This window comes from Oleomonas cavernae (assembly GCF_003590945.1).
GTDB lineage: Bacteria > Pseudomonadota > Alphaproteobacteria > Zavarziniales > Zavarziniaceae > Zavarzinia > Zavarzinia cavernae.
In genome coordinates, this window is the sequence record NZ_QYUK01000011.1 from 3,890,508 (window position 1) to 3,914,937 (window position 24,430).

Genomic DNA, 24,430 nt, shown 5'->3' on the forward strand with positions numbered 1-24,430 from the left:
GCAACGAGCGGAAATGCAACCGGGTCGCATGGTCCAGCCGCCGCTGCGCGTGTTCGGGGACGGCGCGATGCTGGCCGCCGCGCTGGCGCAATTCGTCGCGGCGGCGCTGGCGGCGCGGATCGCCCGCGACGGCGCTGCAATGCTTGCCGTCTCGGGCGGGCGCACGCCGGTGCGCTTCTTCGAGGCACTTGCCCAGGCACCGTTGAACTGGTCGGCGGTGACCGTCACCCTGGTCGACGACCGCTGGGTGACGCAGAGCGATGCGCGGTCGAACGCGCGGCTGGTCCGCACCCATCTGCTTCAGGGGCCGGCCGGGATTGCCCGCTTTGTCCCGCTGGTCAGCGCCGATGCGGCACCGGAACAGGCCCTGGCCGCCATCGAGCGGAACCTGGGCGCCCTCGACTGGCCGCTGGCCGCCGCCGTGCTGGGCATGGGCGACGAAGGCCACACCGCATCGTTCTTTCCCGCCGGCGATTATCTGGCCCAGGCGCTCGATCCGGCCGGGAAGGCGCGTGTCGTCGCCATGCGGGCGCCGGGTGCCGCCGAGCCGCGCGTGACCCTGGCCCTGCCGGTGCTGGCGGCCGCGGAGCACCTGGCGCTGCACATCGAAGGCACGGCCAAGCGGTCCGTGCTGGACGAGGCCCTGGCGCCGGGGCCCGACATCGACATGCCGGTCAGGGCAGTGCTGCGCATGGCCCGGCCACCCACCGTTTTCTGGTGCCCCTGAGGCACAACCAAGGAGGTCGAGATGACCACTCGGACAAACCCCTACGGCGTCCAGGCTCGCGTCGCCGAAGTAACCGATCGCATTGCCCGCCGGTCCCACGACACTCGGTCGCGCTACCTGGACGGCCTGGCCGCCGCCGCGGCGGCGGGGCCGCGGCGCCAGCAACTGGGCTGCGCCAACCAGGCCCATGGCTTCGCCGCCTGCCAGCCGGGCGACAAGGCCATGCTGCGTGGCGGTGAGGGCGCCAATCTGGCCATCGTCACCGCCTATAACGACATGCTCTCGGCCCACCAGCCCTACGAGCGATATCCCGAGCTGATCCGCGACGCGGCCCGCGCCGCCGGTGGTGTCGCCCAGGTGGCGGGCGGCGTCCCGGCCATGTGCGACGGCATCACCCAGGGCCAGACCGGCATGGAACTGTCGCTGTTCTCGCGCGATGTGATCGCCCTGGCAACCGCCGTGGCCCTCTCGCACCAGACCTTCGATGCCGCGGTGTTCCTGGGCATCTGCGACAAGATCGTGCCCGGCCTGGTGATCGGCGCACTGTCGTTCGGGCACCTGCCGGCGGTGTTCATCCCGGCCGGGCCGATGACCTCGGGCCTGCCCAATGGCGAGAAGGCCAGGATCCGCGAGCTCTATGCCCAGGGCAAGGTCAGCCGGGCCGAGTTGCTGGAGGCCGAGGCGCGGTCCTATCACGGCCCCGGCACCTGCACCTTCTACGGCACCGCCAACACCAACCAGATGACCATGGAGATCATGGGCCTGCACCTGCCGGGCGCGTCCTTCATCAATCCCAACACGCCGCTACGCGATGCGCTGACCGCCGCCACGGCCAGGCGGGCCCTGGCCATCACCGCGCTGGGCAACGAATACACGCCAGTCGGGCGCATGCTGGACGAGCGGGCCTTTTCCAATGCCCTGGTCGGGCTGCTCGCCACCGGCGGCTCGACCAACCACACCCTGCACCTGGTCGCCATGGCGGCCGCCGGTGGCATCAAGCTGACCTGGGACGATTTCTCCGACCTGGCCGAGGTTACGCCGCTGCTGGCCCGCGTCTACCCCAACGGCCAGGCGGACGTGAACCACTTCCATGCCGCCGGCGGCATGCCCTTCGTCATTCGCGAACTGCTGGGCGAAGGCCTCCTGCACGAGGACGTGGCGACGGTCTGGGGCAGCGGGCTCGGCGCCTATGTGCAGGAGCCGGTACTGGACGACCAGGGCAAGCTGGGTTGGCGCGACGGCGCACAGGTCAGCGGCGATACCGCGGTGCTGCGGGGAACCGGCGCGCCCTTCGCGCCGACCGGCGGCCTGCGCCTGCTCGAGGGTGATCTCGGCCGTGCCATCATCAAGACCTCGGCGGTCGCGGCCGAGCGTCATGTCATCGAGGCCCCCGCCCGCATCTTCAACGACCAGGAGGCCCTGCATGACGCGTTCAAGGCCGGCGAGCTGCAGGGCGATTTCGTCGCCGTGGTCCGCTTCCAGGGGCCGAAGGCAAACGGCATGCCCGAACTGCACCGGCTGATGCCGCCCCTGGGCGTGCTCCAGGACCTGGGCGCCAGGGTGGCCCTGGTCACCGACGGCCGGCTTTCGGGCGCGTCGGGCAAGGTCCCCGCGGCCATCCATGTAACCCCTGAAGCCGCCGAAGGCGGGGCGATCGCCCGCATCAGGGAAGGCGACGTCATCCGTGTCGACGCGGTGGCCGGCACGTTGACGGTGCTGGTGCCGGCGGCGGAATGGGCGGCCCGCGTCCCTGAAATGATCGACCTCGGCCCCTCCCACCGGGGCGTGGGACGCGAGCTGTTCGCGCCCTTCCGCGCGGCCGTCAGCACGGCCGATACCGGCGGCACCATTTTCGCCGGAGGCTTCGCATGATCGAATTCCTGCAAGCCAGCCTCGACACCATCCTGAACCGGGCGCCGGTCGTGCCGGTGGTGGTGATCGACGATGCAGCCCAGGCCGTGCCCCTGGCCCGCGCCCTGGTCGCCGGCGGTCTCACCGCGATCGAGATCACCCTGCGCACGCCGGCGGCGCTCGAGGCGATCCGGGCCATCGCCGCGGAGGTGCCGGCGGCCGATGTCGGCGCCGGCACGGTGCTCGATCCCGCCCAACTCGCCCAGGTGCGCGCCGCGGGGGCCAAATTCGCCGTATCCCCCGGGGCAACGGCGCGCCTCCTCGACGCCGCCGCCGGCGAGGCACTGCCGTTGTTGCCCGGCATCGGCACGGCCTCGGAGGCGATGGCCCTGATCGAGCGGGGCTATCGCTTCGCCAAGTTCTTCCCGGCCGAGCCGGCGGGCGGCGTGCCCTATCTGTCGGCCCTGGCCTCGCCCCTGCCGCAACTGCGCTTCTGCCCCACGGGCGGGATCACGCCGGCATCGGCGCCGAACTACCTGGCGCTGCCCAATGTTGTCTGTGTCGGTGGTTCCTGGATGGTTACCCGCGCCCGGATCGCCGCCGCCGACTGGCCGGCGATCAGCGCCGCCGCGGCGCAAGCCAACGCCCTGGGCCGATAGGAGGAGACGAGGATGCAGGACGTGCTTTGGGCCGAGCTCGCCGCCCACCGGGAAGAGACGCGGGAGCGCCACCTCCGCACCCTTTTCGCCGAAACCCCCGATCGGTTCGCCGGTTTCTCCGCCAGGCTCGACGATCTCCTGATCGACTATTCGAAGACGGCGCTCACCGAGCGGTCGTTCGCCCTGCTGACCCGGCTGGCCCAGGCGACCGCGGTGGCGGCCAAGCGCGATGCCATGTTCGCCGGCGAGGCGATCAACGGCACGGAACACCGAAGGGTCCTGCACACCGCCTTGCGCAACAGGTCCGGCGGCCGGGTCATGGTCAACGGCATCGACGTCATGCCCGAGGTCAACGCCACCCTGGACCGGCTTTTTTGCTTCGCCGAAGGGCTGCGCCGGGGCGACATCGTCTCGACCGACGGCGGGCGGTTCACCGATGTCGTCAACATCGGCATCGGCGGCTCCGACCTTGGGCCGGCCATGGTTACGCAGGCGCTGGCCGCCTGCCATGACGGGCCGCGCATCCACTATGTCTCCAATGTCGACGCGGCGCACATCGCCGATACCATCCGCGGCCTTGTTCCCGCGCGCACCCTGGTGATCGTCGCCTCCAAGACCTTCACGACGGTCGAGACCATGACCAATGCGCGCACCGCGCGCCGCTGGATCGCGCAGGCGCTGGGCGAGGCGGCGGTCGGCGCCCATTTCGCCGCGGTCTCCACGGCGATCGACCGCGTCGTCGAGTTCGGCATCCGGCCGGAACGGACCTTCGGCTTCTGGGACTGGGTCGGCGGGCGCTATTCCGTGTGGTCGGCCATCGGCCTGCCGGTCATCATCGCGATCGGCGCCGAGCGCTTCCGCGCGTTCCTGACCGGCGCCCATGTCGTCGACCAGCACTTCCGCACGGCGCCGCTGGCCACCAACCTGCCCGTCATCCTGGGCCTGATCGGCATCTGGCATCGCGACATCTGCGCCTACCAGTCGCGCGCCATCCTGCCCTACGACCAGCGCTTGGCCCGCCTGCCGGCCTATCTCCAGCAACTCGAGATGGAATCGAACGGCAAGCGGGTGAAGCAGGACGGCACCCGGTGGGGCACCCGACCGGTCCCCTGGTCTGGGGCGAGGCCGGCACCAACGGCCAGCATGCCTTCTACCAGTTGCTCCACCAGGGGACCGATGTCGTTCCCTGCGAGTTCCTGGTCGCGGCCGAGGGTCACGAGCCCCAGATGGCCGAGCATCACCGTCTGCTGGTCGCCAATTGCCTGGCCCAGAGCGAGGCCCTGATGAAGGGGCGGACACTGGAGGAGGCGCGGGCGCACCTCGCCCGGGAAGGCCGCAGCGCCGCGGAGATCGAGGCCCTGGCCCCGCACAAGGTATTTCCCGGCAATCGCCCGTCGGTGACCATCGCCTATCGCCGGCTGGATCCGTTCACGCTGGGCCGGATCATCGCCCTCTACGAGCACCGCGTCTTCGTCGAGGCGGCCATCCTGGGCATCAACGCCTTCGATCAATGGGGCGTGGAACTGGGCAAGGAACTCGCCACCGACCTGCTGCCGGTCATCGAAGGCAGGATGCGGGCAAGCGACCACGATTCATCGACCGCGGGCCTGGTCAACCATCTGGCGGCGGCGGCCGTGGCCCTGCCGGCCGGCGATCTGCCGCGATTATGACCTTCGCGCGCGCCTTAGGGCGTCACCTCCCACACCGGCAAGCTCTCCTCCGCCGGTGTTGCCTGGGCCTGAAGACACGGCTTCGCCGCCCTTGCCTTCAGGGCCTTTTTTTGGTGCAGCAGCCGCCGGGGCCGGCCTCAGCCGATCGCCAGGCGATAGCCGCCGCCTTCGGCCAGGATCAGCCCGGCACCGTCGGCGGTCGCCTTCGCCAGCTTGCGCCGCAGCCGGTAGACATGGGTTTCGATGGTGTGGGTGGCGACCGCCGCGCCATAGCCCCAGACTTCGGCCAGCAGGATCTCGCGCGGCACCACCCGCCCGATCGCGGCCGCCAGGCGGGCCAGGATCTGGGTTTCCTTGTCGGTCAGGCGCACCGGCTCGCCCGCAGCCCCCACCAGCATGCGCGAGGAGGCGAACAACCGGCACGGGCCGATGGCCAGGGCGCCCGCCCCGGCGGCGAGGCCCGCCTGCACGCCGGCCAGCACGGCCTCGATCCGCAGGGGCTTGCGCAGCAGGCTGACCTGCCCGCCGGCACCGGCGGGTGGCCGCGAGTCGTCGGCCGCGGTCAGGGCGACGATGGGCAGGGTGCAGCCCGCCGCGGTCAGGACGGCGTCGGCCGCCCCTTCCGCCCGGTCGACCAGCACCAGGTCGGCACCGGCGAAATGCGCCGGGGCGGCCTGCGGCCCAGCCACCGCCTCGACGATATAGCCGGCCTGCGCCAGGGGTTCCACCAGGGCACGACGCAACACCTCGTCGCCGACGGCGACGAGCAGCCTGGCCGGCTCCTGCGGTCTGGGGTTGCGATTCGGCATGGCCGGAATTTTGCGACCGCGATCCCCGCGCCGCAAGGGAGCCATGCCGCAACGTTCTCGACGCCTTGCTGCATGCCGCCCGAACTTGTGCTTAGACTGCGCGCCATGTCTTCGCCCTTTGGCTCCGCCCCCTCATCCGCCCTGGTCGCGGTCGATCGCGCCGTCTCCGAACTACGCCGAGGCTTAAGCGTCGCGGTGAGCGACCCGGGCGGCAATGTCCTGCACCTGACGGCCGCCGAATATGCCACGGCCGAGCGTCTGGCCGGCTTTGTCGCCGCCGCCGGCGCGTCGGCTGCGCCGCGCCTGCTGCTGACCAACCGCCGCGCCGCGACCTTGAAACTGCGCCCGCTGGTCGGCGACCCGGTGGCGCTGCCGCTCGACGCCCATCTCGATGCCGCGACCATCGCCTCGCTGGCCGATCCCACCGCCGACCTGGACAATCCGCTGCGCGGGCCTTTTGCCGTGCTGCGCCGGGCGCCCATGGCGGCCGAATTCGCGGCGGTGAAGCTACTGAAGCTGGCCCGCCTGCTGCCGGCGGCGCTGGTCGCCACCGCGGCCGACACCCAGGGCCTGCTGTGCGTCGATGCCGATGCCATCACCGCCTATGACGACCAGGCGGCACGAGCCTTGCGCATCGTCTCGGACGCCAGGGTGCCGCTGGCCGATGCGGAAGTAGCCCGGATCATCGCCTTCCGCCCGCCCGACGGCGGCATCGAGCATCTGGCGATCGTGATCGGCGAGCCGACGCGGCGCGAGCCGGTGCTGGCCCGGCTGCACTCCGAATGCTTCACCGGCGACCTGCTGGGTTCGCTGCGCTGCGACTGCGGCGAGCAGTTGCGTGGCGCCATCCGCACCATCGCCGCCGCCGGCGGCGGCGTGCTGCTGTACCTGGCCCAGGAAGGCCGCGGCATCGGCCTGGTCAACAAGCTGAAGGCCTACCGCCTGCAGGACCAGGGGTTCGACACGGTCGAGGCCAACGAGCGCCTGGGCTTCGATCCCGACGAGCGGGTGTTCCGCCCGGCGGCCGAGATGCTGCGCCTGCTGGGCTTCGACGCGGTGCGCCTGCTGACCAACAACCCGGAAAAGGTCTCAGGGCTGGTCGCCTCGGGCATCAATGTGGTGGAACGGGTGCCCCACGCCTTCCCCGCCAACAACCACAACGAATTCTACCTCGCCACCAAGAAGGCCAAGAGCGGCCATCTGCTGTGAGGGTTTGACCCGGCAGGATCTGCCGGGCGCCCGAGGCCTGTCGCGGCGGACCCTTGGTTTGCGCGGCCCTCGCGCTTGGCACGGGGAGTGCATTGTCTTCTCCCGAGCCAAGGAGGAAGGCCATGGAAGCCGCCACCACACCCGTCAACGAGATTGCGCGCAACGCCGCCGAACCGGCGCGACCGCGCCCGGCGATCGGCCGCGGCAAGGATGGCGGGAACGGCGACGATCCCTTCTTCGGCCCGACCCGGCCCGGCGATCCCGAGATGTCCTTCAACGATTTCCTGGACATCATCAACCCGCTGCAGCACCTCCCCGTCGTCTCGACCATCTACCGCGCCATCACGGGCGACACGATCAAGCCGACCACCAGGGTGATGGGCGACATGCTGTTCGGCGGGCCGATCGGCGCCGCCTTCGGCGCCGCCAGCGCCATGATCGAGGATGTCAGCGGCAGCGACCCGGGCGCCCAGATGATGGCCGCCCTCGGGATCGGCCCGTCGACGCCGGCCACCGCGACGGCGTCCGCCCCCAGCGGCCTGATCGCCGAGGCAACCACGCGCCCGCCGGAAACCGCCGCCGCCCCGCCAGCCAAGCCGGCCACCCTGGCCGCCGCCAACATGCCGCAACTGAGCCCGGCCTCGTTCGATGCGCTGATTCGCTCGGTCGGCGGCCAGCCCGCCGAGGCCGCAACGGCGAGCCCGGCGCCGGCATCGACCGCGGCCGCGGGATCGACCGAAGCGCGGCGTTTCTTCCCGGCCCGCGCCGTGGGTGCCAAGCCGCCCCGGCCGGTTCCCCTCGACATCCGCCCGGACGACAAGGCGAGCTACGAGGCCGCCTTGCGCATGATGCAGGAAAACATGGCGCGCTATAGCGGGCCCAGCACGGCGGCGGCCGCCCTGCCTACCCCTGAGCGGCACCCCCTGGCGTCGGGGCGCCGAGGCGCTATAGTCCGGCGCGATGGATATCGAAGTCTTTGCCGACGGCCGCGTGACCTTTGACGGCCACACCTTCCTCGCCACCCTGGGGCGCGGTGGCGTCGTCGAGGACAAGCGGGAGGGGGACGGCGGCACGCCGGCCGGCATCTGGCCGCTGCGCCGGGTCCTGTTCCGGCCCGATCGCCTGGAAGCCCCGGTGACCGGCCTGCCCACGGTGCGAATCGGCCGTTACGACGGCTGGTGCGACGACCCGGCCGACCCGGCCTACAACCGCCCGATCACCCTGCCCTTCGTGGCCAGCCACGAGGTCATGTGGCGCGACGACCATCTCTATGACGTCGTCGTCGTCGTCGGCCACAACGACGACCCGCCGGTGGCCGGCGCCGGCAGCGCCATCTTCATGCACCTGAAGCGTCATGACGGCGGGCCTACCGCCGGCTGCGTGGCGCTGGCCCTGCCCGATCTGCTCACCATACTCGAAGGCGCCACGCCGCTGACCCGGCTGGTGGTTCACGCCCCGAGCTGAAGCGGCGGCCGGCTGCCGAAAATGGCGCTGCCGACGCGGACATAGGTGGCGCCCAGGCGGATCGCCACCTCGTAGTCGCCCGACATGCCCATGGACAGTTCGGCCAGCCCGTTGCGTGCCGCCAGCTTGCACAGCAGGGCAAAATGCAGCGACGGCTCGTCATCGGCCGGCGGAATGCACATCAGGCCGACCAGGTCGAGCTTGTAGGTCTCGCGGCACAGGCGCACCAGGGCGTCGGTCTCGCCCGGCAGGCAGCCGGCCTTCTGCGGCTCCTCGCCCGTGTTGACCTGGATGAAGCAGCGCGGCCGGCGGCCCAGCGTGGCACTGGCCTGCGCGATGGCGGCGGCCAGCTTCTCGCGGTCGACCGATTCGATCACGTCGAACAGGGCGACGGCATCCTTGGCCTTGTTGGTCTGCAAGGGACCGATCAGGTGCAGTTCGAGATCGGGAAACTGCGCCTTCAGGGCGGGGAATTTGCCCTGCGCCTCCTGCACCCGGTTTTCACCGAAGCAGCGCTGGCCGGCCGCGATCGCCTGGGCGACGGTCGCCGCGTCGTGGGTCTTGGAAACCGCGACGAGGCGCGTCTCGCCAGGCGCGCGGCCCGCGGTGCGGGCGGCCTTGGCCATGCGCGCCTCGACATGGGCGAGGCGATCGGCGAGGGTCTGGGCGGAATCGGACAAGGTCATGACGCTGGGGACACTAACAACCGCGGCCCGCCGCCTCAATGCCCGGCATCCCGCCAGGGGCCTGTTGCCGCCGCTGGCCCTGTTGACCGACCGCACCCGCCTGCCCGATCCGGTCGCGGCGGCAGGGCGCCTGCCGCGGGGCAGCCTGATCATCCTGCGCGATGGCGATCTGGCCGCGGCGGAACGTTTGGTCCTGGCCCGGACGCTGGCGGCCGTCGCCCGCCGGCGGGGCCTGCGCCTGCTGGTCTCGGGCGACTTGGGGCTGGCGCGCCGCGTCGGGGCCGCCGGCGTGCACTGGCCGGAACGGCAACTGCCGGCCCGGGTCAGGGGCTTCGCCACCGCCGCCGCCCATTCCCTGGCCGCCCTGCACCGGGCGCGCCGCGCCGGTGTCGCCGCGGCCTTCCTCTCGCCGGTCCTGCCGACACTAAGCCATCCGGGTGCCCCCTGCCTGGGCGTGGTGCGGTTTGCCGGCCTGGCGCGACAGGCCGGCCTGCCCGTCTATGCCCTGGGCGGCATCGACGCTCGGACTGCACAACGACTGTATGGTAGTGGTGCTGCAGGCATCGGCGCGATTGGTGCGTTCGGCTCGCTCTAAGCCCTCTCCGCCCTTCAGGGGGAGAGGGTGGGGTGAGGTGGGTCGGCGGCATAGGGCACGCGACCCATCCACCACCTCACCCTTCCCATCGCTGACGCGACGGGCCCCTTCCCTCTCCCCCGCCAAGCGGCGGAGAGGGATTCCTCAGCCCTTGATGCCGCCCAACTGACAGATCAGTTTCCAGGCGGCATCGTCGATCGGCATCACCGACAGGCGCGACTGCTTGACCAGGGCCAGGTGGTTCAGGCGCGGATCGGTCTTGATCTGCTCCAGGGTCACCGGGGTCTTCAGCGGTTCCACCGCCTTGAGGTCGACCATGCCGAAGCGGCCGCTCTCGTCGGTATGGTCGGGGTAATATTCCTTCACCACCTCGACCACGCCGACGATCTGCTTCTCGTCGACCGAATGATAAAAGAAGCAGCGGTCGCCCAGCTTCATGGCCTTGAGGTTGTTCGAGGCCTGGTAGTTGCGCACGCCCGACCAGAAGGTGGTGCCGGCCTTGACCTGGTCGTCCCACGACCAGGCGCCCGGCTCGGACTTGACCAGGAAATGGCCCTTCTTCGCCGCCATGGCTCAGCCCTCGCTCGGGGCGCCGATGACCCAGCGCCAGGGCTTGAACTCGACCCGGGTGAACAGGCCGGCCACGGCGTAAGGGTCTTGCGCCGCCAGTTCGCGCACCGCGGGCTCGCTGTCGGCCTCGATTACCAGCAGGCTGCCGGTCATGGCCTGGCCGTCCTGCGTCAGGAACGGACCGGCCAGCTTGATGCGCGCGCCGGCCGCCTTCAGCCAGTCGAGATGGGCCGGGCGATTGGCCAGGCGGATGGGCATGCCGTCGGGCTTGTCGGTACAGATCACGGCAAAAAGCATCGCTTGGGTCCCGGCTGATTCTGACGATGGCCAGACTCTAAGCGGATTTGCCCCCGCGGGCACCAGCGGTTCCCGGCGCACGGGAGCCATGCGGCCCTGGCCCCGGTCGCAATCAACCCCATATTTGAATCAATTCGCCCAAGATTCGCATGCTGCCCTGCAACATCGCGAATTTCCTTGCCAATTTGGCATGGCAGGTATGAATGTTATCGTCAGCGTTCAGGATTTAGATAAAAGTTGCGACTGGGATGAAGCGTCACGAAGAAATCAAACAATCGATCATCGCGGCCGCCATGGATCGCCTGCAGCGCTATGGCTATGGCAAGACCACGATGGCCGAACTGGCCGCCGATTGCAAAATGTCGGCCGGCAATCTCTATCGCTATTTCATGTCCAAGCTCGACATCGCCGAGGAAATCGCCCGGCAGAGCTTCATCCGCACGGCCGAGCAGCTCCGCGAGGTGGTCCGCCGCCCCAATGTCACGGCGATCGAGCGCCTGCGCTTCTTCCTGATGGAACAGATGGCCATCACCTTCCACGAGCTGGAGAAGGAGCCGCACTGGATCGAAATGGCCGAGATCGTCGCGCGCGAGCGCCCGCACGTCTCCAACGAGGGCCTGGCCCGGGTCCGCTCGCTGATCGCCGAAATCCTGGCCATGGGCAATGCCACCGGCGAGTTCGACATCGACGACGTGAACTTCACCGCCGAGATGATCCAGTCCGCCACCATCAAGTTCCGCTACCCGCAGCTCTTCTCGAGTCTCGACCTCGACAAGCTGGAACGGGAAGCCGCCGGCGTCATCGACCTGCTGATCAACGGCCTGCGCGCCCGGCCCAAGGCCCTGGCCAAGGCCGGCGAAGCCGCCTGAAGCGCCCTCCGCATCTCAATAAAGAGCCCCCTCCGCCGTCGGGGGAGGGGGTTGGGGGAGGTGGGACGCACCATGTCGAGACCAGGCTCCCCTCCTCACCCAACCCTCTCCTCTCGAGAGGAGAGGGCTCTCTTTGACTAGACATTGGTCTATGTGACCTGGGCGCCGCAGCCGCCGGCGCAGCCCGCACCTGCCCTATTTCCGCCCGATTCCGCCGGCTAAGTGCCCTCAGCCCCATGTTGCAATGCAGCAACGACCGGGCGGAAACGATGACTGACAAATTGTCTGTTCACAATCCGCCCCTATATTAAGGGTGCTGGTTCACCAATCGTAACGCGCCGGGGCGATTCTTCCGGTCTGTGACGGGTGAACAAAAATCGCTTCTTCCATCAAGAAGCGCAGAAACGCTGCCGTTCAGGGCGGGACCCCCAGGAAAATAGTGAACGATCTCAAAAAAATTTACAAAAGTTGGCATTTGCCTCTTGCAGTAAATAATTTTTGGGATATTTATTATTCATCGTTCAGCGGTGATGGCCCCACGGGGACCCACCGGAACGATCTGGTAGGAGGGATGGACATGAGGACCATCGCAAACATCGCGACGAAGCTGAGCTTCTATCGCATCACCACGCTGGTGGTACTGACCTACAGCGCGGCCGCCCTGGTTCAGATGACCGGCAACGTGCTGGCTGTCTGAGGAACGAGACAAGAGACGGAGAGCCGAGATGCGCAAGCTGGCCTTCAACGAGATTTTCACCCGATTCGCCACCATCGCGGTCGTGGCTTATGCCGCCGCCCTGGTGATCGACACCGCAAGCCACCTCGCCGCGATCGCCTGATAAGGCGGGCAGCGAAACTCAAGACAAGGAATACGACGATGACCAAGCTGAACCTGAACACCAACACCCTCTTCACCCGTCTGGCGGTTGCCGCGGTGGCCCTCTACGGCTTCGCCCTGGCGCTCCAGACCGTCCAGAACGTCGGCCTGGCCTGACGGCCGGCCCGAGCGGAACCCGAAAGGTTATGGTGATGTCGATCGAGAACCTCTTCAGCCGCCTGGCCCTGGCCGCGGTGGCGATCTACGGCGCGGCCCTGGTCTTGCAGACCGCGCAGAACGTGGGCCTGGCGTAACCAGCCAGGCTCCTAGAATTCGGGAAGGAACAGAACCATGAACACGCTGCGCCTGAACACGACCGACCTGTTGAACCGTCTGGCGATCGCCGCGGTTGCGCTCTACGGCCTCGCCCTGGCCGTCCAGACTGCGCAGAACGTCGGTCTCGCCTGATCGGCCAGACTCTCGGAATTCAGTTGGCCTGAGAGGCCAAACTTCCCCGGAGGGTCGGCCGCCCAGTTGTGGCCGTCGACTTTCCACCCTGAGGTCCGCCTGCGTATCACGGCGGACCGAACTCGGCCCGGCCTCGGCAGCAATGCCGGCGTCGGGCCTTTCTTTGTCAGCTCGCGAATGGGTTCAGGATGGTCACATTCAGCCCGGCGAGATCGCGGACATTGCGCGTGACCAGAGTCATCCCCCGCGCCTTGGCCGTGGCGGCAAGCAGGCCGTCGATCGCCGGCACGCTGCGGCCCGTGGTCAGTTGCCCCCAGACTTCGCCGACCGCCTCGTCGATGGCCAGAATACGACCGGCGAAAGCAAGTTTCACCGCGTCCAGCCAGGTTTCGAGCGCCTGCGCCCGAGCGGCATCGCGCGGGCGCAGGCGCTCCACCCCGCGGCGGATTTCGCCTACCACCAGCACGCTGAGATAGAGGGCGTCGTCGTCGATCGTCGCGTACCAGGCGGCGAGGCCGGGATCCATGGCCGGGCCCTTGCGCAGTTCCGAGATGATGTTGGTGTCGATGAGGTAATTCAAAACTCGACATCCCGGGCCGGCGCCGGATCACGCTCCAGTTCAACACCATCGAGTGGTGCCGAGGCCAGCAGGGCCTTGAGCCCCGGCCTTGCCCCCAATCCGAAGTGGCTGCGCAGGATTTCCCGCGCAAGGCCCCCGCGGGCGGGATCGCACAGCGCGTCGGCGACACCCCGCAGCAACGGCGCGTCACCGGCGGGCACCCGCAGTTCGACCCGCGCGATGCCTTTCAGCTTCAATCGGCGCCGATGGGCGGCCAGGGCGTTCTTTTCAATTCCGGGCATGGTATCTGCTGCCTTTATTTCCGGAAATATTACCAGAAACAGAGGAAAGGCACCAGCCCTTGCCCGGCCTTCACGCCGAGATCGGCGCCCAGACGATCGCCGGCACCTCGCGGAAGGCGAAGCGCGCCAGGTGGCTGGCGATCACCTCCTGCAGCCGGGCGAGGCTCGGCTCATCCGCTGCTTCGGCCGACAGGCGCAGGCCCTCGGGTCCGGCCTCCATCAGGCAGGTGCCGATGGGGAAGGCGATGGTGCCGTGGCTGTCGGTCAGTTCGACCGGCAGCTTATGGCCGAAATGCTTGCACATCTGGCCCATGTAGCGGCGCGCGGCCGCGGTCGCGACCAGGGCGTGGGACTTCATCATCGCGCGCCCCTCAACCCTGCTCGACCGCATTGGCCGCGGCATCGATCGCCGCCGCCATGGCCCTGATCTCGTCCTCGCCCGGGCGGCCGCGCGACAGGCGCAGGCGCAGGGCCAGCTTCAGGTTCTCCATGGCGCGGATGATCTGGGGCGGCGGGCCGTCGCCGTGGATCGCCCGGGTGTCGGCCATGCGGGCGAACAGGGCATCGACCAGGCCCTGGTTGGTGGCCAGGAAATCCGTCCCGGCCGGCGTGATCGCAAACAGCTTCTTGGGCCCTTCCGAGGCGCTGACGGCGATATAGCCCAGTTCTTCCAGCAGGGTCAGGGTCGGGTAGACCACGCCCGGGCTGGGGCTGTACTGGCCGGCCAGGCTTTCCTCGATCGCCTTGATCAGGTCGTAGCCATAGCGCGGCTTGTCCGCGATCAGCTTCAGCACCACCAGGCGCAGGTCGCCGTGGTCGAAGAAGCGCCGGCCCCGGCGGCCAGGCCCACCGCCGCCGCCGCCGCCATGACGGCCATGGCCGCCGAAATGACGATCGTCGAAATCGTCCCGGCCGCGGGCGAAATGGCGGCCGAACCGGCCGCCGCAGCCTTCCCGGCTCACCGGCCGGTCGTCTTGATGTCTCTTGAACATTGATATCCTCTATTTCCGACATAGTTTCGATATGTCGAATTTTAGATATATCTAAATCATGTCGAATTCAAGAGGGAGCGATTCTTTTTTCTCAATCGTCGTCCGGGCGGCCGCGGCCCTTCTTGACCGTCGCGCGGACGGTCTTGGCGGTCAGGCGCCGTTCCTTGCTGGCCAGGGTGGGGCGGGTCGGCCGGCGCGGCACCGGCGGCACCGCGGCATCCCGGATCAGATCGATCAGCCGCGCCTGGGCATCGGCACGGTTACGCTCCTGGGTGCGGTGACTGCGCGCCAGCAGCACCAGCACGCCGTCCTGGGTCAGGCGCCGGCCGGCCAGCACCATCAGGCGCCGCCGCACGCCTTCCGGCAGGGACGGCGAACGCGCCACGTCGAATCGCAACTGCACCGCCGTGGCGACCTTGTTGACGTTCTGCCCGCCCGGGCCCGAGGCCTGGATGAAGCTTTCTTCCAGTTCGCTCTCGTCGAGCGAGATGTTGTGGGTGACGCGGATCTTGCCCATGGCCCTATTTTCTCACAGGGCCACACACTCTCACAGGGCCTGGCCGGCACACCAGCCGCTGGACCAGGCCCATTGGAAATTGTAGCCGCCCAGCCAGCCGGTGACATCCACCGCCTCGCCGATGCAGAACAGGCCGGGCAGGTGCCGGGCCGCCATGGTCTTGGAGGACAGACCGGCGGTATCGATGCCGCCGGCGGTTACCTCGGCCTTGGCGAAGCCTTCGGAACCCGCGGGGCGAGCGTCCAGCGCTTCAGGCGGGTGGCGAGCGCCGCCAGCTCCCTGCCCGCGATCTCGCCGATCGGGCGGGGCGGCAGGCCCGCTGCCAGGGCCTGGGCCAGGCGCGCCGGCAGGATCTCGGCCAGGACCGTCCTGGTTTCCGCCTTGGGCCGGGCCTCCTTGCGCGCCTTCAGGTGGGCGGCGGCATCGAGATCGGGCAGCAGGTCCAGCTCGATCGTGCCGCCCGGGCGCCAGTAGGACGAGATCTGCAGGATCGCCGGCCCGGACAGGCCGCGATGGGTGAACAGGATGTTCTCGCGAAACCGGCCATGCCCGGCCGAGGCCACCGCCTCGACCGAAACACCGGACAGGGACGCGGCAAAGGCGAGGTCCGCCCCGCCCAGGGTCAGGGGCACCAGGGCCGGGCGCGGTTCCACCAGGCCCAGGCCGAACTGCCTGGCCACGCCATAGGCAAAACCGGTCGCCCCCATCTTCGGGATCGACGGCCCGCCCGTGGCCAGCACCAGGCTGGGCGCCTCGAACGTACCGCCGCTGGTCTCGACCCGGAACCCCGCCCCGTCATGGCCGACGCCGCCGACCTGCACGCCCAGGCGCAGGTCGACGCCGCCGGCCGCGCATTCCGCCAGCAGCAGGGCGACGATCTCGCGGGCCGAACCGTCGCAGAACAATTGCCCCAGGGTCTTCTCGTGATAGGGGATGCGGTGGCGCTCGACCAGGGCGATGAAATCGTGCTGGGTATAGCGCGTCAGCGCCGACTTGGCGAAATGGGGATTTTGCGACAGGAAGCACTCGGGGCTGCTGTCGAGATTGGTGAAGTTGCAGCGGCCGCCGCCCGAAATCAGGATCTTGGCGCCGGCCTTCTCGGCATGGTCGAGAAGCAGCACCCGCCGGCCCCGGGCCCCGGCGGTCAGCGCACACATCAGCCCCGCCGCCCCGGCGCCGATGATGATGACATCCAGCTTTTCCATCGCCGCCGTGCTTAGCCCGCCGGCCCGTTCGGCGGCAAGGTAAAGCCTCAAAGAGGTTCAATCCATCAGCAGCGTTGCAGCAAGGCCACACTTGTGCCGCACGTCCTGCCAAAATGGTGAGAACCCTTGGCCTGCTACCACCAATATGGCAATAGTCGGGGCATGTAGCGGCGTCTGCCGCCGTCCGGGGGACGGCATACATATTTTGGGGGAATCATGACTTTCCGCGTGTCCAGCCGGCGCCTCGCTGTCTCTCTCGCCGCCCTTTCCTCCGCCTTTGCGCTCGGCGCCGGGTTCTCATCCACGGCCAATGCGCAGGCGGCGATCATCGACAACGGGCTGGTGGCCCTGGGCGTCAACCCGGAAGGCAACCTGATCACCGGCGGTGTCGGCCTGACCTTCCTGCCTTCGCCCGCGGGCGACCAGGACGCGCTGACCCCAGGTTGCGCCTGCGAGGCCTGGGGTGTCGCCGACTTCGCGACCGACGGCACCGCCGGCGAATTTTTCGGCAATGCCGGCGAATCGACGGGCGACCGCAACCTGTTCGACCCCACTCTGATCGTCACCGGCACGGGCACCGACGCGCGCTCGAGCGGCGACAGTGCGATTTCAACAGTGAAGGTGCGTACCGCGACCGCGCCGGATACCGAACTGACGGTCACCCACGACTACCATCCCAGTTCGGACCCACACCTCTATGAGGTACGGGTGACGATCGAGAATACCGGCACGGTCGGCATCGACGAGTTGCGCTACCGCCGGGCGATGGACTGGGATATTCCGCCGACCGAATTCTCCGAATTCGTCACCATTGGGGCCTGCCCGCCACCCTCGTCGTGGCGAGCAGCGACAACGGCTTTGCCAACGGCAATCCGCTGGAGCCGACGGGCTCGATCTCGGCGCCGGAAAACAGCAATTTCGACGACAACGGCCCGGACGATCACGGCGCCACCTTCGACTTCAACTTCGGTGTCCTGGATATCGGCGGCACGCGATCCTTCGTCATCTTCTACGGCGCGGCCGCCACGGAAGAAGAGGCCCTGGCGGCGCTGCGGGCCGTGGGGGCCGAGGTCTACTCGCTGGGCCAGCCATCGTCTGACGGCGGCGCTGCCGACGGCATTCCCAATACCTTCATCTTCGGTTTCGGCGAGGTCGGCGGTATCCCGCTGGGCGGCTCGCGTTCCGAGTTCGTGCCCTACTACGTCGACATGCCGATGCTGGCGACCGGCGACCATTTCCGCAATCTCGGCCTGCGCCTGACCGGCCGGCTGGGCGGCGGCGAGCTGACCACCGCCAGCGCGGTGGCCGCGATGATGGACGGCGCACCCCAGGTGATGGGCGCCGCCGCCGGCGACACCATGGCCGAGAGCCTGTTCGGGGTCAAAGGCCTGCGCGGCTTCCTGACCGGTTCCTACAATCAGACGGGTTACAATACGCAGGGCGCGCTCATCGGCAGCAACACGGATGGTTTCGCCGTCACCGGCGGCGTCGATTACGAGTTCATCACCAACGAGGGCCCGATCGACAGCCTCATCGCCGGTGTCGGCCTGGGCTGGTCCACCCTCGACTCCGACATTGCCGATGCCGGGTCGACGGTCGAAGGCGACGGCATCACCGTGATGCTCTACAGCTCGGCCACCATGTTCAAGCAGCTGAGCGTCGACCTGGTGGTCGGCTATAGCTGGCTCAACTACGACAGCGACCGCCTGGCGGGAGGAACCACCTTCTCCAGCGATGTCGACGCCACCGATTTCGGCGCCCTGGGCTCCATCGCCTACGACATTCCCGTCGCCACCGGCGCCACCGGCGACCTGACCTTCAGCCCCTATCTCGACACCGCCTACCACTATGCCGAAGTCGACGGCTTCAGCGAAAGCGGCGGCGCCGGCGCCCGCACCGTCGAGGGTTACGATGCCGACTCGCTGACCACCGAGCTGGGCCTGCGCGGCGAATGGCGCCTGCCCTCGCTGGTCCTGGGCAACAGCTTCGTGCTGCGCGTCCACGGCGGCTGGGTCCATGAGTATCTGGACGACTCCTTCGTCATCCAGCAGCAGATCGGCGTCGCCACCGTCACCACCACCACCAACGACCCCGATCGCGACTATGGCCGGGTCGGCGGCGGCCTTGTCTTCCCGTTCATGCCGGGGGCAGCGGTCGGCGTCGACTATGAAACCCTGGTGGGCAACGACGACTTCGATCACGAATCGGTGACCCTGCGCGGCCGCATCGCCTTCTGATCCGCCCCATTGCCACCGCCTGACGAGAGGCCGCCCCCAACCGGGCGGCCTCTTGCCGTCCAGCTACTCCGCCGCCGCCTTGGCGCCCAGGACATGGGCGGTCAGGTTGGAGTCGGCGATCTGGTGGACGCGCTCGAACAGGCGGGTGTAGGTGGCCTTTTTGATCAGCCACTTGCCGTTCTGCTTCACGTATTTGTCGACGTAGAAGGACGAGCCTTCGACCACCGTGTTGTTGAAGGCGAGGCTCAGGGTCCAGTCGATCAGGGTCCAGTGGCCGTCCGCCGTGTCGTCGTCATGCACCTCGATGATCGGGTGATGGACGGTGTGGCTGCTGACCAGTTGCGGGCTGAAGGCTTCCTTGATCGCGGTCAGCACATTGTCCCGGCCGACATAGTGGAAGCGATAGATGCCGCCCTGGTAGTCGACCTCGGCATCCGGCGTCAGCAGGGAGGCGAGCAGGTCGAGATCGCAGGTGTCGATCGCCCGGCAGTACTTGTATTTGAGCTGCTTGATCAGCTCCATGTCTTCAAGACGCAAGGCCATGGGTCATCTCCGTCTTCATCGTCATCCCGGAAAGCGCGAAGCGATTATCCGGGATCTTGTGGGCGTTGGCTTGGGTGCTTCGTCCTGGTCGAGATCCCGGATCTGCGCTGCGCTTCGTCCGGGATGACGCAAACAACAAACTAAGGTGCCATGAACTCGCCGCCGTTCACGTCGAGCGAGGCGCCGGTGACTTGGGAGGCAAAATCGGACAGCAGCATGAGCGCAGCCTTGCCGCATTCCTCGTCGGGCGGGATCTTGCCCAGTGCGATGCGGCCCACGGTCTCGGCCACCACCTCGTCCTTGGTGCGGCCGCTGCTCATCGCCTTCCATTCCAGGAACATCTCCACCGCCGGCCCGCCCAGCCAGCCCATGATGGTGGTGTTCACCCGGATGTTCTGCGGCCCCAGCTCGTGCGCGAGCTGGCGGGTCAGCGAGGCGAGCGCCGCCTTGGCCAGGACATAGCCGCCCTCGCCGATCAGCGGCTTGCGGTTGGCCATGGTGCCGATGTTGACCACGGCGCCCTTGCCCGCCGCCTGGAACGAGGGCAATACCGCGCGGACCATGTTGAGCGCGCCCAGCACGATCACGTCATAGGCGGTGCGCAGGTCGTCCGCGTCATTGTCCAGCAGCGGCACCATGGGCGGGTGGTAGTAGGCGGAGTTGATCAGGCCGTCGATCTTGCCGAAGGCTTCCACCGCGGCGGCGGCGGCACGGTTGCAGTCGTCCTGCTTGGCAACGTCGGCCTGCACCGCGATCGCCTCGCCGCCTTCCGCCGCAATCTGCGCCAGCACGTCCTTCATCACGAAGTCCGAGCGCGAGACCATGACCACCTTGGCCCCGACCCGCGCGCCTTCGACCGCCATCTTGGCGCCCATGCCGGGGCCGATGCCGGTGATGACGATGACCTTGTCCTTCAGCAACATGAACTGTTCCTCCTCGTTGTCGTTAGGCCAGACAGGCCTGGGTATAGAAGGCGAAGTCGCGGTCTAGTTCGGCCTTGGTCAGGCCGAATTCCTCGGCCGTGTAGTGGTGGGCCGGATGCCGGTCGCGGGCATTTTCCTCGAGCCAGACTGCCATCGCCTGTTCCTCGACCGCGCCGAACGGCAACCCCAAGGCGGCATAGACCCGGCGCGCCTCGCCCACGGGATCGCGTTGCACATCCTCGTAGCGGGCATCGATGAAACGATCGGGCTGGGCCGCGCGCAGGGCCAGCACCTCGCCCAGGGAGCGCTTGAAGCGCCGGGCCCAGAACGGGCCGATGGCCAGGGGTTCGAGCTTGTCGGTGTTGGGCTTGGTCAGGGCCACGGCCATGCTGGCATAGGAGGGCACGGTCTGGGCCGGGGTGCGGTGGGTCATCACCACCCGGCATTCCGGGAAGACGGCGAACAGCGCCGGCAGGGCGGTCAGGTGATGGGGCGATTTCAGGATCCATTTCTTGCCCCGGCGCGACGGCTCCTGCCACTGCAGCAGTTTCAGCCAGTCTTTCAGCTCGCGGTAGGCCGGCGTCTGGTCGAAATCGACCAGGAAGGCGTCATAGGACGGCACCTTCAGCATGGTGGTGAAGCCGGTCGAGATGAACGACCGGTCCAGCAGCATGACATCCTCCTCGTAACCGCGAGGGTCCAGCGGATGGATCGCCGCGATCTCGGGCATGGTCGCCAGGTAGATCGCGGCCATCTGCTCGGCCGCTTCCTGGCGCGGCGTGGGATTGCCCGGTTCCTCGCCCGGGAAGGGCAGCGGGTTCAGCAGTTCCCACGAGAACGTCGAGGTCAGGCTGGGCGAGCAGGCGAGCAGGCGGTGCAGGATCGTGGTGCCCGTGCGCGGCAGGCCGACGATCTCGGCCAGCAGTTCGACCTTCTCGCCGGCGATTTCGGGATGATCCTTGAACAGTTGGATCTTGCGCAGGCGTTCGGTCAGGTATTTGACGTAGCTCGCCTCCTGGATGAAGCCGCCCATCTCGCTGAGATCACCCTCGGCATTCAGGGAATTGACCAGCGCGGCGAGCGGCACCTTGAACCAGCCGTCGCCGAAATCGCTCAAGCCCGTCTCGGCCCGCGCCTTGTCCATCAGATCCTCGACCGACATGTGTCCGGTCATATTGCACTTCCTCTTATGTCGTCATCCCGGCGAAGGCCGGGATCCATTTTCGTGCCGGGCTTGGACTTCAGACCAGCCCGACAGCTTTGCGTTACGCCTGCCCCCGCCATGGATTCCGGCCTTCGCCGGAATGACGGCTAGGGGATTTTCACCACCTTGGCCGTCGGCAACGGGTGCTCGCTGGCCCCCACCCAGCGCAGCAGGGCGGCGCCGCGGTCGTGGCCGGCGGTGTCGATCCAGTTGCCGAAGCCGGGATCACGCGCCGCAATCACCAAGGTTACGCTGCCGTCCGGGTTCAGCCTGGCGGTATGCTTGTTCACCCAGATCTTGTGGAAACGGTAGTCGAGGGATTCGAGCCACCAGTTGTTGATCTGGAAATTCCAATAGGGGCAGTCGGGCACGCGGGTCTCGATCACCCAGGCCTCGTCGGGGGCCAGTTGCCAATAGCCGTGCAGGTAGAAGATCTCGGGATCGCCGCCCGCCTTCTGGAACATCTCCTGTCCCCAGTCGGGCAGTTCGTTGGGCCTGGTCATGAACAGCTCGGTCCACTGGGCGAAGATGAAGGCGGTGCCCATCACCCCCATGGCCGCCTTGCGCAGCGCCTCGTCGAGGGCCGCGGCATCGAGCGGCGGGGGCGCCTTGGGCGCGCCGATGCACTCGATCGTGTAGCTGCCCGGCTTCTCGGTCGCGCGGTCGAGGTAGGACTGGCGCACCACCAGCAGGGTCGAATCCGCCGCCAGCGGCAGCCAGTTGCCGGGCTTTGGCGTGGCGCTGGCGATGATCTCGACCGCACCGTCGGCCCCCAGGATCAGGTCCTCGCCCTTCAACTCGCCGGTCGAGGCCATGGTGCCGTCGATGGCATAGCGGTTGGCCTTGGAGCCGATCGAGAAATAGAAGATCGAGCCCCGCTGGCCGCGGATCCGGTAATCCCGGTCCCCCGCCACGGTGGCCGAGAGATAGACATTGTCCGGGTTGTCGGCGCCGATCTTCACCGTCTCGTGCGCCAACTGGCGCAGGGCCGGAAAGTCCGGGTTGGAATATTCGATGCTCGATTCCAGGAAGGCCCGGGTCAGCCGGCTGAGATAGCGGATGCCCTCGCCCCGGTCGAACACCGTGGCCGGCGCCTGCTCGCGCATCAGGATATTGCCGGCCTGTTCGATCGTGCGGCAGAACTCGGTCCAGCTCTGGCCCGACAGAATGCGCTCGTCGATATCTCCGCTCATTGTCCCTCCCTCACCCGGCCGCCCATATTCGGGCTTGGGGAAATGGAAAATTTCTGTTTTCCTTGGTCCTGATCATCTTCGCGGCGATCCTCCCGTCAAGGAGATTCTTAGAGATGCTGGAAGGAACGGTTCGATTGGCAGGTGCCAGAAAGACGCGACGCGAGGAAGGCGAGGTGCGCGGGGCGATCCTGGGCGCCGCCACCACGGTGTTCATGACCGAGGGCTTCAGCGCCGCCAACGTGGGCGCGATCGCCAAGCTGGCGGGCGTCTCGACCAAGACGATCTATCGCTTCTTCGAGACCAAGACCGAGATCCTGACCGCGGTCATCACCAGCTACATGGAAGTCATGCTCCCGGGCCTGGACGCCTATGAGGTGACCGGGCCCGACGGGGTCGAGCCTACCCTGGTGCGCATGCTGCTGGAATTGTCGCAATACGGCCTGTCGGCCAACGGTGTCGCCGCCGAGCGCCTGGCGGTGACCGAGGTCATGCGCGTGCCCGACATGATCGCGGCCTATTACCGCGAGGGCCATGAGCAGGTCATCAAGGCCGTCGCCCGCTGGCTCAAGCGCCAGGTCGATGCCGGCTACCTGGCGATCGACGATCCCCAGATCGCCGCGGCCATGCTGATCTCGATGGTCTTCGCCGACCTGAGCCGGGCCAGCCTGGTCAGCGGCGAGGCGGCCGACCCGGCGGAAATCGACCGCTGGATCACCGCCGGCGTGGCCATCTTCCTGCGCGGGGTGGCCCTAGATCACCGGTGAGTCGGCGGGATCCCAGGCCGCATCCTCGATGGCGAGATAGCGGATGACGGCGGTCGCCAGTTCCGCGGCGAGGTCGTCGTCGGCGATGGCCAGGATGCGCGGGTCGGCCAGCGACCGGCTGAGCAGGGCCGAGAGCACCAGTTGCACCCCCAGGTCGAGCGGGCCGGCGCTGTAGGCCCGGTCGGCCACCGCCGGATAGTCCTTGGCGACCGTGAACAGGCGCTCCATGAAATGGTCGCGCAACGTGCTGAAATAGGCCCAGGAGCCGATATCGCGTAGCGAGGCCCGCACCACCTCGCGCACCAGGACCGCGTCGGTCGAGACCAGCCGCACCATGGCGATGACGACACGGCGAATGACCACGGCAAAGGGCTGGCCCTCGAAGCGCTCGGGCAACAGCAATTCGTCCATGATGCCGAGCGCCCGCTCGACGAAGCGCTGGGCCAGGGCTTCGAGCAGGGCTTCCTTGTCGGCAAAGCGCTGATAGAACGCGCCGGTGGAGCAGCCGGCGCGTTCGGCGATGTCGACCACGCGCATGCGGTCGAAGCCGACCTCGACCATCAGCATCTGGCCGACTTCGAGCAGCCGCTCCAGCTTGTTGCGGCTGCGCGCCTGGGCCGCCGGCTTGAGCACGACGCCCAGGCGCCGCCGGCCTTCCCGCAGGGGATCGTCGGCCAGCCCCTTGTCGTCGGTTACCGCCGTGGTGCGCCGGGCTACCGCCCGTTCTGCCGTCCGGCGCTTTGGCGCCGCCGGCCGCACCGTGTCCGCCTCGTTCCGCAACGATGTTGCTCCCCAAGAAAATCCGGCGAACCTTATTCCGGTTCTCATTTGCAATCAAGCAAGGCTGCCCCCACGTCAATCGGCGTTTGCCATCGCCGCCGGTTTCGGAGAGCGTGTGCGGATCGAACGTGTCAGGGAGGGGCGATGAACGCGGACGCGACCGAGCAGCGCAGCAATGGCGAGATCGAGACCATCGCGATCCCGGAATTGCAGCGCCTGCGCGACAGTATCGACAACATCGACGCCGCCCTGGTGCATATGCTGGCCGAGCGTTTCAAATGCACCCAGGCGGTGGGGGCGCTCAAGGCCCGCTACAAGCTGCCGCCGGCCGACCCCGCACGCGAAGCCCAACAGATCAAGCGCCTGCGAACGCTGGCCGAAAACGCCAGGCTCGACCCCGAATTCGCCGAGAAATTCCTGAACTTCATCATCGGCGAAGTGATCCGCCACCACCGCGCGATCGCCGAGCGGTAGGTCTCTGAATCGTCATCCCCGCGCAGGCGGGGATCCACGGTTGGGG

The 24,430-nt window shown here is 68.0% G+C and carries 25 protein-coding genes and 2 pseudogenes; 12 read left to right on the forward strand and 15 right to left on the reverse strand.

Annotated elements, in window-relative coordinates; all coding sequences use genetic code 11:
• Positions 1–13 precede the first annotated feature (13 nt).
• The 4 genes and pseudogenes from pgl to pgi all read left to right on the forward strand — a co-directional run bounded on the left by pgl (position 14) and on the right by pgi (position 4,907).
• Positions 14–727, forward strand: coding sequence for a 6-phosphogluconolactonase (gene pgl / locus D3874_RS22645; protein WP_199699222.1), 714 nt, complete (start codon positions 14–16; stop codon positions 725–727).
• 21 nt (positions 728–748) lie between these two features.
• Positions 749–2,599, forward strand: a complete 1,851-nt coding sequence (gene edd / locus D3874_RS22650; RefSeq protein WP_119781269.1) for a phosphogluconate dehydratase — start codon at positions 749–751, stop codon at positions 2,597–2,599.
• Positions 2,596–3,237 (forward strand): bifunctional 4-hydroxy-2-oxoglutarate aldolase/2-dehydro-3-deoxy-phosphogluconate aldolase, encoded by a 642-nt coding sequence (eda, locus tag D3874_RS22655; protein ID WP_119781271.1) that lies wholly within the window; start codon positions 2,596–2,598, stop codon positions 3,235–3,237. The genes edd and eda overlap by 4 nt, the downstream gene beginning before the upstream one ends.
• Before the next feature lie 12 nt (positions 3,238–3,249).
• Positions 3,250–4,907: pseudogene (gene pgi / locus D3874_RS22660) on the forward strand (glucose-6-phosphate isomerase).
• Positions 4,908–5,044: 137 nt separating this feature from the next.
• On the opposite strand, the gene D3874_RS22665 reads toward pgi, so the two are convergent.
• On the reverse strand, positions 5,045–5,716 hold the full coding sequence (locus D3874_RS22665; protein ID WP_158596174.1) for a response regulator transcription factor: 672 nt from the start codon (positions 5,714–5,716) through the stop codon (positions 5,045–5,047).
• Between the two features lie 195 nt (positions 5,717–5,911).
• Here D3874_RS22665 and ribA point away from each other — a divergent pair, with 195 nt between their 5' ends.
• The 3 genes from ribA (at position 5,912) to D3874_RS22680 (ending at position 8,389) form a co-directional block, all read left to right on the forward strand.
• On the forward strand, positions 5,912–6,925 hold the full coding sequence (gene ribA, locus D3874_RS22670; RefSeq protein WP_338016744.1) for a GTP cyclohydrolase II: 1,014 nt from the start codon (positions 5,912–5,914) through the stop codon (positions 6,923–6,925).
• A gap of 122 nt (positions 6,926–7,047) precedes the next feature.
• Positions 7,048–7,926: a hypothetical protein gene (locus tag D3874_RS22675; protein WP_119781280.1), complete on the forward strand. Its 879-nt coding sequence runs from the start codon at positions 7,048–7,050 to the stop codon at positions 7,924–7,926.
• Positions 7,886–8,389, forward strand: a complete 504-nt coding sequence (locus D3874_RS22680; RefSeq protein ID WP_119781283.1) for a L,D-transpeptidase family protein — start codon at positions 7,886–7,888, stop codon at positions 8,387–8,389. Before D3874_RS22675 ends, D3874_RS22680 begins: the two co-directional genes overlap by 41 nt.
• On the opposite strand, the gene D3874_RS22685 is transcribed toward D3874_RS22680, so the two are convergent.
• On the reverse strand, positions 8,374–9,075 hold the full coding sequence (locus D3874_RS22685) for a YggS family pyridoxal phosphate-dependent enzyme (protein ID WP_119781286.1): 702 nt from the start codon (positions 9,073–9,075) through the stop codon (positions 8,374–8,376). The two genes, D3874_RS22680 and D3874_RS22685, sit on opposite strands and share 16 nt — an antisense overlap.
• On the opposite strand from D3874_RS22685, the gene D3874_RS22690 reads away from it, so the two are divergent.
• The gene (locus tag D3874_RS22690) at positions 9,074–9,670 is read left to right on the forward strand and encodes a thiamine phosphate synthase (protein WP_119781289.1); all 597 of its coding nucleotides are present in this window, start codon (positions 9,074–9,076) and stop codon (positions 9,668–9,670) included. The two genes, D3874_RS22685 and D3874_RS22690, sit on opposite strands and share 2 nt — an antisense overlap.
• A gap of 144 nt (positions 9,671–9,814) precedes the next feature.
• Here D3874_RS22690 and D3874_RS22695 read toward each other — a convergent pair whose 3' ends face one another.
• Positions 9,815–10,240 carry an EVE domain-containing protein gene (locus tag D3874_RS22695; RefSeq protein ID WP_119781292.1) on the reverse strand — a complete coding sequence of 142 codons (426 nt, stop codon included), beginning with the start codon at positions 10,238–10,240 and terminating at the stop codon, positions 9,815–9,817.
• A gap of 3 nt (positions 10,241–10,243) precedes the next feature.
• A complete protein-coding gene (locus D3874_RS22700; protein ID WP_119781295.1) occupies positions 10,244–10,537 on the reverse strand; it encodes a YciI family protein in 294 nt (97 codons plus the stop codon).
• 248 nt (positions 10,538–10,785) lie between these two features.
• On the opposite strand from D3874_RS22700, the gene D3874_RS22705 reads away from it, so the two are divergent.
• Positions 10,786–11,406 carry a TetR/AcrR family transcriptional regulator gene (locus tag D3874_RS22705; protein ID WP_119781298.1) on the forward strand — a complete coding sequence of 207 codons (621 nt, stop codon included), beginning with the start codon at positions 10,786–10,788 and terminating at the stop codon, positions 11,404–11,406.
• A 1,451-nt stretch (positions 11,407–12,857) separates the two neighbouring features.
• Here the strand turns inward: D3874_RS22705 and D3874_RS22710 are convergent.
• The 6 genes and pseudogenes from D3874_RS22710 to D3874_RS22735 all read right to left on the reverse strand — a co-directional run bounded on the left by D3874_RS22710 (position 12,858) and on the right by D3874_RS22735 (position 16,266).
• Positions 12,858–13,271 carry a type II toxin-antitoxin system VapC family toxin gene (locus D3874_RS22710; protein WP_119781301.1) on the reverse strand — a complete coding sequence of 138 codons (414 nt, stop codon included), beginning with the start codon at positions 13,269–13,271 and terminating at the stop codon, positions 12,858–12,860.
• Positions 13,268–13,552 carry a hypothetical protein gene (locus tag D3874_RS22715; RefSeq protein ID WP_119781304.1) on the reverse strand — a complete coding sequence of 95 codons (285 nt, stop codon included), beginning with the start codon at positions 13,550–13,552 and terminating at the stop codon, positions 13,268–13,270. The genes D3874_RS22710 and D3874_RS22715 overlap by 4 nt, the downstream gene beginning before the upstream one ends.
• Positions 13,553–13,622: 70 nt before the next feature.
• A complete protein-coding gene (locus tag D3874_RS22720; protein WP_119781306.1) occupies positions 13,623–13,913 on the reverse strand; it encodes a DUF2218 domain-containing protein in 291 nt (96 codons plus the stop codon).
• 10 nt (positions 13,914–13,923) lie between these two features.
• The gene (locus D3874_RS22725) at positions 13,924–14,544 is read right to left on the reverse strand and encodes a PadR family transcriptional regulator (protein WP_119781309.1); all 621 of its coding nucleotides are present in this window, start codon (positions 14,542–14,544) and stop codon (positions 13,924–13,926) included.
• Between the two features lie 91 nt (positions 14,545–14,635).
• A complete protein-coding gene (arfB, locus tag D3874_RS22730; protein WP_119781312.1) occupies positions 14,636–15,061 on the reverse strand; it encodes an alternative ribosome rescue aminoacyl-tRNA hydrolase ArfB in 426 nt (141 codons plus the stop codon).
• A 30-nt stretch (positions 15,062–15,091) separates the two neighbouring features.
• Positions 15,092–16,266, reverse strand: a pseudogene (locus D3874_RS22735) (NAD(P)/FAD-dependent oxidoreductase).
• Between the two features lie 836 nt (positions 16,267–17,102).
• On the opposite strand from D3874_RS22735, the gene D3874_RS22740 reads away from it, so the two are divergent.
• Positions 17,103–18,503, forward strand: a complete 1,401-nt coding sequence (locus tag D3874_RS22740; protein WP_119781314.1) for an autotransporter outer membrane beta-barrel domain-containing protein — start codon at positions 17,103–17,105, stop codon at positions 18,501–18,503.
• Between the two features lie 63 nt (positions 18,504–18,566).
• Here the strand turns inward: D3874_RS22740 and D3874_RS22745 are convergent, their stop codons facing one another.
• The 4 genes from D3874_RS22745 to D3874_RS22760 form a co-directional block, all read right to left on the reverse strand.
• Positions 18,567–19,046: a nuclear transport factor 2 family protein gene (locus D3874_RS22745; protein ID WP_119781317.1), complete on the reverse strand. Its 480-nt coding sequence runs from the start codon at positions 19,044–19,046 to the stop codon at positions 18,567–18,569.
• A 140-nt stretch (positions 19,047–19,186) separates the two neighbouring features.
• On the reverse strand, positions 19,187–19,969 hold the full coding sequence (locus tag D3874_RS22750) for an SDR family oxidoreductase (RefSeq protein ID WP_119781320.1): 783 nt from the start codon (positions 19,967–19,969) through the stop codon (positions 19,187–19,189).
• 22 nt (positions 19,970–19,991) lie between these two features.
• Positions 19,992–21,143 carry a sulfotransferase family protein gene (locus D3874_RS22755; protein WP_119781323.1) on the reverse strand — a complete coding sequence of 384 codons (1,152 nt, stop codon included), beginning with the start codon at positions 21,141–21,143 and terminating at the stop codon, positions 19,992–19,994.
• A 137-nt stretch (positions 21,144–21,280) separates the two neighbouring features.
• A complete protein-coding gene (locus tag D3874_RS22760) occupies positions 21,281–22,366 on the reverse strand; it encodes a DUF1214 domain-containing protein (RefSeq protein WP_119781325.1) in 1,086 nt (361 codons plus the stop codon).
• A gap of 134 nt (positions 22,367–22,500) precedes the next feature.
• On the opposite strand from D3874_RS22760, the gene D3874_RS22765 reads away from it, so the two are divergent.
• Entirely contained in the window at positions 22,501–23,130 is a 630-nt protein-coding gene (locus D3874_RS22765; protein ID WP_158596175.1) for a TetR/AcrR family transcriptional regulator, read from the forward strand.
• On the opposite strand, the gene D3874_RS22770 is transcribed toward D3874_RS22765, so the two are convergent.
• Complete coding sequence (locus tag D3874_RS22770) at positions 23,116–23,910, reverse strand: TetR/AcrR family transcriptional regulator (protein ID WP_158596176.1); 795 nt, start codon at positions 23,908–23,910, stop codon at positions 23,116–23,118. The genes D3874_RS22765 and D3874_RS22770 overlap by 15 nt on opposite strands.
• A gap of 144 nt (positions 23,911–24,054) precedes the next feature.
• Between D3874_RS22770 and D3874_RS22775 the strand changes: the two genes are divergently transcribed.
• Entirely contained in the window at positions 24,055–24,384 is a 330-nt protein-coding gene (locus D3874_RS22775; RefSeq protein ID WP_119781333.1) for a chorismate mutase, read from the forward strand.
• The last annotated feature ends 46 nt before the right edge of the window (positions 24,385–24,430 follow it).